Source organism: Ruegeria sp. H3 (genome assembly GCF_056533095.1).
In genome coordinates this window covers 221521-227662 of sequence record NZ_JBQFOD010000005.1, presented here as the reverse complement: position 1 = coordinate 227662, position 6142 = coordinate 221521, and the positions used below count along the sequence as shown (strand labels likewise).

Here is a 6142-nt window from a genome sequence, read left to right as displayed (position 1 = left end):
AATAGATTACTCATGTTATACCCCTGAAACTCAGGGGTTTGAATCACGCAGCCGAGATGACGGCAACCAAATTAATGGGTCCAGAACCTAGCGATCCAATAAAGTTTATGGATAAGAAACAGGGACCAAAATACGGAACTCGCACCCGATTACAGGATTTGGAAATTAGCCGAAGTTTATAAACCGTGACCATCATCGTGGCGTGCAATGTGGTGGCGAAGAAGAAACGGACGACATCTAGATCCGTACCTGAGATGTTCATTGCATACTGTGCGCTGGCGAATCTGGGCCATTCCATTCGCCATCACTCAGACCCAGCCACATCATAATAAGTTCTCACTTGAATACCCCCGCCAACTCTATTGACGAAGTTCGAAATCATCTTAACTCCACAGCGGTCGTGAATAATTTCCCGAACTAACGTGTGTGTGCCTATTCATAAGCTAAAGAAGACAAAGCTCGAAAAGATACAACTTAATGACATGTCATCTCTTAGAAGAGACGGATAAGGATAATTCAAAGTGAAGCCGCCGCGTTTGGCCATCATAGCGAGTGGAATTTTTAGCCCGCTCTGCAGTGCCACCCAGTTCGCGAAGCAAGCACAGCGCCATGGTTACGACATCCGTTTCTTTGCCCCCCAGAAAGCATCGGAACTCTTGTCGTTTGCCGGGCTGGATCATCACAAAATCCCAAACCCCAAAATACACACTCTAACCCCTCTTTTGCCCCCAACCGGCAAAAAGAAATTGAATTCATTAGCCGAGAATGAGCGGCTGAACACTGCCGTTTCAGCGCTCGGGGTCGATACGCTGCCAGAGGCTTTAGAAGCTTACAATCCCGATTTGATTTTTGTTGACTGCGAAATGCACGCACACATTATCGTCGCGTTGTCGCTTGGTAAGCCTGTTGTACAATACAGCAGCATGTTTCTGTCACCACCGGGGTTGCAAGCGCCGCCTCTCCACAAACGATCATTTCCGGGACAAGGCGCACTGGGCAGCAGATTAGGCATTGCTTTTTTTTGGACGCAGTACCTTCTAGGAAAGGTTGCAAAAATTCGTCGCCATCGACGCCGTGACCAAGGCGCAGATCATCCAACGGCACTAATCGAGCTTGCGCGGCGCCTAAACGTGCCAATCAAGTCTATACGTCGGATCGCTTGCTGGCAGATGCCCTGGACATACAAAATTTCTACCGCCTTGTTATTGCCCCGTGCTTTGGACCTGCCGACTAAGCCCTATAAATACATGCAGTATCTTGGCCCCATGATCATGGTCGACCTTCCCCACCGTGATCTGGATGAACGCAGTATCGCCGAGTTTTGCAACGCAACAGCGGGACAGAAACGGATATTTGTTGGATTCGGGTCGATGATGGCTCCGGATGCCCTACTGATTCCCAAACTATGGAGCATTGCTGCCCGCCACCCGGAATGGCGTTTTCTATGCGCTGCTGGAAAGCACTGGAATGCGCTTGCACAGCAAAGCGTGCCAAGCAATGTGCAGGTTTGTGAATGGGTGCCTCAACAAAAGGTCTTGGAACACTCTGATCTGTTTATATTTCATGGCGGAACAGGTAGCTTGGTTGAAGCCGTCGAAGCGGGGACTCCAATGCTGGTATTTCCGCATGTTAACGATCAAAAAGGCGGTGCCGCACGCGCGGTATTTCATGGCTTGGGCCGTGCAAGACGGACGAAAGATCCAGCCGAGCGGATAGAATCCGACATAGCCGAAATGCTGGATGACCCTGGCATTTCTGAAGCCTGTATCAACATGCGGAACGCTTGCCGAAACGAGCGTGTTAGTGTCGACTTGAAAGCCTACTTGGCCGATATGCTCACCCAACGCCATTAATTCGCTGGTGGCATGTGCAATTGGGGGTTTGCAGGCCCGGCAAGGCTCCTGATTAGTTGCATACCGATGAGGAAAATTGTGATCCGATTACCGCCGCGCCTCGTAGTTCGGTTACTAACAATTACCGAATGAAGCGCGTGGCACCAAATACGACATCAAAACTGGAGGCGGGGAATTGCAGTGTTATGCAACTCGCACAGACCCTCCCGGACGTCGATAGCAAAAATCTTCGTACGGTTTGGAAGCAGGTAGCGGGCAGTGATATCTTCCGCTTGCTTCAGCCCGACGTAGTTGCTGATGATCGCAGAACCGCGTCAAACCTTGTTCAAATCATGATGTCATTCGGAGAAGGATGCCGAGACAACGGTTTGGCGATGGGTGTAAACTCTCACATCTGGACGATCCAGCAGCTGCTCTCACTCTTTGGTAGTGACGAGCAGAAAACTAAGTACCTACCCCCAATGATGGCTGGCGATTGGATTGGTGCATTTGCATTAACAGAAAGCAAAGCGGGGTCTGACGCGCTGGCGTTAGAGACGCGGGCCGAGCCAGCAAACAACGGATATGTCTTGAACGGCAACAAGAGCTTTGTTGGCATGGGCCCGATCTGCGATATCGCCATCGTTTTTGCCTCAACCGCGCCTGAAAAGGGGCGCTGGGGGGTATCCGTTTTTCTTGTTCACGCCGACGATGAAGGCTTTATTTGCGACTACGGCCCGAACAAAATGGGCCTCAACTCAATTCCGATGGGTCCGCTTTCGTTCAAAGATTGCTGGGTTCCCGCCTCGCGCAGGATTGGCCCCGAAGGGGCGGGTGCGGCGATTATCCAAGCTGCACTTGATTGGGAGAGGAGCTTTATCCTGGCGTCTCAAGTGGGAGCAATGTCTCGGCAACTGGCCGAATGCGTTGAATTTGCTTCAAAAAGACAGGTCTTCGGTCAACCGATAGCCGATTTTCAGTCAGTTTCAAATCGTTTGGCAGACATGAAAGTGCGATTGGAGACCTGTAAACTGATGCTGGAGCGCGCAGCAGACCTTTTTGATCGAGGCGAACCGCTTACACAGTTTGCCGCAATGACCAACCTCCATATTTCTGAAGCATTTCTGGCCTCGAGCCTCGATGCGATGAGAACTTTCGGAGGCGTTGGGTATTTAAAAGGCGCATCTACAAGCATCGACCTGAGTGACGCTGCTGGTGGAATTACCTACTCAGGGACCTCTGACATCCAGCGTCAAATCATCGCGAAAATGGAGCTCTCTCAACGCCCTCAACTTTCGACAACGGGCGGTGCAAACGATGATCCATAGCGCGACTATTTCAATACGCGCACGCCTACCAATCTGCCGTGCAGCAATATCGCTTCTTCTTTTTATTGTATGGGCTTCATTTGCTCATGCGCACCGCGCCAATGAGAGTTACGTCTATTTCGACGTGACAGAAGACACGCTCAGTGGCCGCGTCGAGATCACTCTGAAAGACCTGACACGGATTCAGCAGAAATCGAGCACCGTGAACGACTTGCTGACCAAGACGCAACTCATCGATCAACAAGAAGATTTTACTGACTACTTTCAAGAACGCCTTAAGCTGTCAAAAAATGGCAAACCTTATGAAATCGAGTTCAAGAACATTTCATTCTTTCGAACGAAGGGGCGAACTTACGCGCAGTTTCATTTTGACGTTTTGGGCGTCGACATGACACCTGTTACGATTGACCTCGCATATCGGGGAATGTTCGAAGACGTCGACCCACAGCATCGCGGTTTCGCGCTCATTGGCAGCAACACCCGCAATAATATGGATGAGAATGAAGCTTACATCTCGCTCATCTTCTCGTTCGGTGATGGCGCTAAAAAGCTGTATCTGAACGACGAATCCAACAAGGATATCGCACGCACATTTTTTGAACGCGGTGTTTGGCAAATGTTGCTGGGATGGGGTCATGTCCTCTTTCTTGTTCCACTGCTGCTTGGCGCACTCGTTCGGTTAGAAAACAGTCGCTGGGTTCCCGTAGAGAGCGCCAGCGAAGCCGTTCGCGAGACAGCTAAGATCGTGGCCGCTTTTACAATCGCACACAGCTTTGCACTGTGGTTGGCAACGCTTGCAGGGATCAACCTTTCAAGAACGCTAGTTGACGCAGCTATTGCGGTATCGATCGTTGTTGTTGCTTTGTGGAATTTGTCAGCGCGTTTTTCCGTTGGATCGTGGAAACTTGTTGCTCTTTTTGGGCTTTTCCACGGCCTTGGTTTCGCTAATGCGCTAGATCAATTTGGCCTTGATCCCGCGCGCGTCACCCTTGGTCTTGGATCGTTCAATATCGGGATTGAGATCGGGCAACTCATCCTTGTTCTTTTGCTGTTCCCCATCTTTTTCACAATGCGCAACATGTCTGTTTATCGAGTAGTCGGCCTTAAGCTCGGGTCGACCTTGGCAATCATCTTCACTTTAGCGTGGTTTATTGGTCGAACTGTCGGATCAATACCCCTTTTGAGCGATGCAAGTGCTGGGGTTCTTTACTGATGATCAAACCGGAGTTTCTTGATGATGCACTCAGGCACTTCGCCGAAACCACCCCAAAAGGCGATGCGGTCGAGTTTCTGGGCGAAAAACTCAGCTATGCGAACCTGAACGCCAAAGCCGACCGGATTGCTCATCACTTGGTGATAGCAGGCGTCGAACGCGGCAACCGTGTTGTTATTTGCGCGGCGAAGTCGCTGAACGCGATTGCTGCCATCAATGCCGTGCTGCGTGTCGGTGCCGTTTATGTACCTATTGACCCCTTGGCACCGCCCGAGCGGATATTCACCCAATCCCAGACAGTTAACCCGGGCTTCGTGATCACTGATACTGCTAGGGTTTCAGGTTTTGTCACTCGGTTTTCTGCCAACAAGATATTAAACCTGGAGCATGAGCTGCCAGATGTATCGTCTAAGAAAGCGCTGCTTGAACAAAGCTCCAGACGTGAAGCGGACGATCCCAGCTATATCCTGATGACATCGGGATCCACAGGAGCCCCAAAAGGGATTGTACACACACATAAAAGCGCATTGGCATACGCGCAAATGGCGGCGGAACTCTGCGAATTGAAGCCCACTGATCGCGTTAGCAACCACACGCCTTTACATTTTGACATGTCGATCTTTGACATCTTCAGCACCGCTCTCGTCGGTGGCTGCACAGTTGTCATTCCAGAAATGTATGCAAAGCTACCAGCAAGCCTTGCGAAGCTTACTGAGCAAAGCCGTATAACTGTTTGGTACTCTGTTCCATTCGCCTTGACACAAATGGTGGAACGCGGGGCATTGAGCGACCGAGACTTGTCGGCCCTGCGGGTGGTCATGTTTGCAGGCGAAACGATGCCCCCTGCCACACTGCAAGAGTTCGCAAAGCACACTCCGAACGCGACTTTTCTGAACGCATACGGACCGACGGAAACAAACCACTGCACAACCGCCAAATTTGGTCAATCAGACCTCGACGGGTCCAGCGCGTTGCCGATTGGAATTGCGGCAAAAGGCGTGGTCGCCAGGATCGGTGAAGACCCAATTGAGGTTGATGAAGGCGAGCTTTTGATCTCGTCCGAACAGGTCATGCAGAAGTATTGGCAAAACGTAGACCAGACAGCGACCGCCTTCGTAGACCTGACAGATAGCCAAGGACGTGTAAGGCGGTTTTACCGAACCGGGGACATCGTAAGCCGCGACCAGAATGGCCAGTTCCTTCTTGTCGGCCGGAAGGACAGACAGGTTAAAATTCGCGGTTTTCGGGTCGAACTGGATGAAGTCGAACTGGCCCTGATGAATACATCAATTGTGAGCGAAGCGGCCGTGGTTGTCGTTGATCAGAACATTCATGCCTTTGTCACTGGCGGCACGGCACAAAATCTGCCGAACGTGCAAACCAGCATACAATCCGTTTTACCGCAGTATGCGATCCCCCAAACTATCGAGTGGTTGGGCATGATGCCCAGAACTTCGACCGGAAAAATAGATCGCATCCATCTAACAGAGCGCGCACATGCAAAACATGCAGCCTGATACGTCACATGGGGCGGTAAGGGAGTTTGTTCAATCAAATTTGCTTGGCGGACGTGAAATAACCGACCAACAGGATTTGCTGCTAAGCGGCATGATCGACTCGTTGGCTGTGATGTCGTTGGTTACTTTTGTTGAAGAAATTTATGGCATTCAAGTGCCGTTTCAGGACGTGACGGTCGAGAACTTCACCAATATCGACACCATCACCCAATATGCTGAAACCCAGAGAAAAAACTCAGGATAGGCGGATCG

At 50.8% G+C, this 6142-nt stretch carries 5 protein-coding genes; all 5 read left to right on the top strand.

The genetic code is table 11. The features are described 5' to 3' along the window. The first annotated feature begins 521 nt into the window (after window positions 1-521). The 5 genes from ACR0JE_RS08735 (at window position 522) to ACR0JE_RS08715 (ending at window position 6134) form a co-directional block, all read left to right on the top strand. Complete coding sequence (locus ACR0JE_RS08735; protein WP_480863911.1) at window positions 522-1853, top strand: glycosyltransferase; 1332 nt, start codon at window positions 522-524, stop codon at window positions 1851-1853. A gap of 128 nt (window positions 1854-1981) precedes the next feature. Further along, window positions 1982-3160, top strand: a complete 1179-nt coding sequence (locus tag ACR0JE_RS08730; protein ID WP_480863910.1) for an acyl-CoA dehydrogenase family protein — start codon at window positions 1982-1984, stop codon at window positions 3158-3160. Further along, entirely contained in the window at window positions 3150-4373 is a 1224-nt protein-coding gene (locus ACR0JE_RS08725; RefSeq protein WP_480863909.1) for a HupE/UreJ family protein, read from the top strand. The genes ACR0JE_RS08730 and ACR0JE_RS08725 overlap by 11 nt, the downstream gene beginning before the upstream one ends. Next, on the top strand, window positions 4304-5890 hold the full coding sequence (locus ACR0JE_RS08720; protein ID WP_480863908.1) for an amino acid adenylation domain-containing protein: 1587 nt from the start codon (window positions 4304-4306) through the stop codon (window positions 5888-5890). The genes ACR0JE_RS08725 and ACR0JE_RS08720 overlap by 70 nt, the downstream gene beginning before the upstream one ends. Beyond that, complete coding sequence (locus ACR0JE_RS08715) at window positions 5871-6134, top strand: acyl carrier protein (RefSeq protein ID WP_480863907.1); 264 nt, start codon at window positions 5871-5873, stop codon at window positions 6132-6134. Before ACR0JE_RS08720 ends, ACR0JE_RS08715 begins: the two co-directional genes overlap by 20 nt. The last annotated feature ends 8 nt before the right edge of the window (window positions 6135-6142 follow it).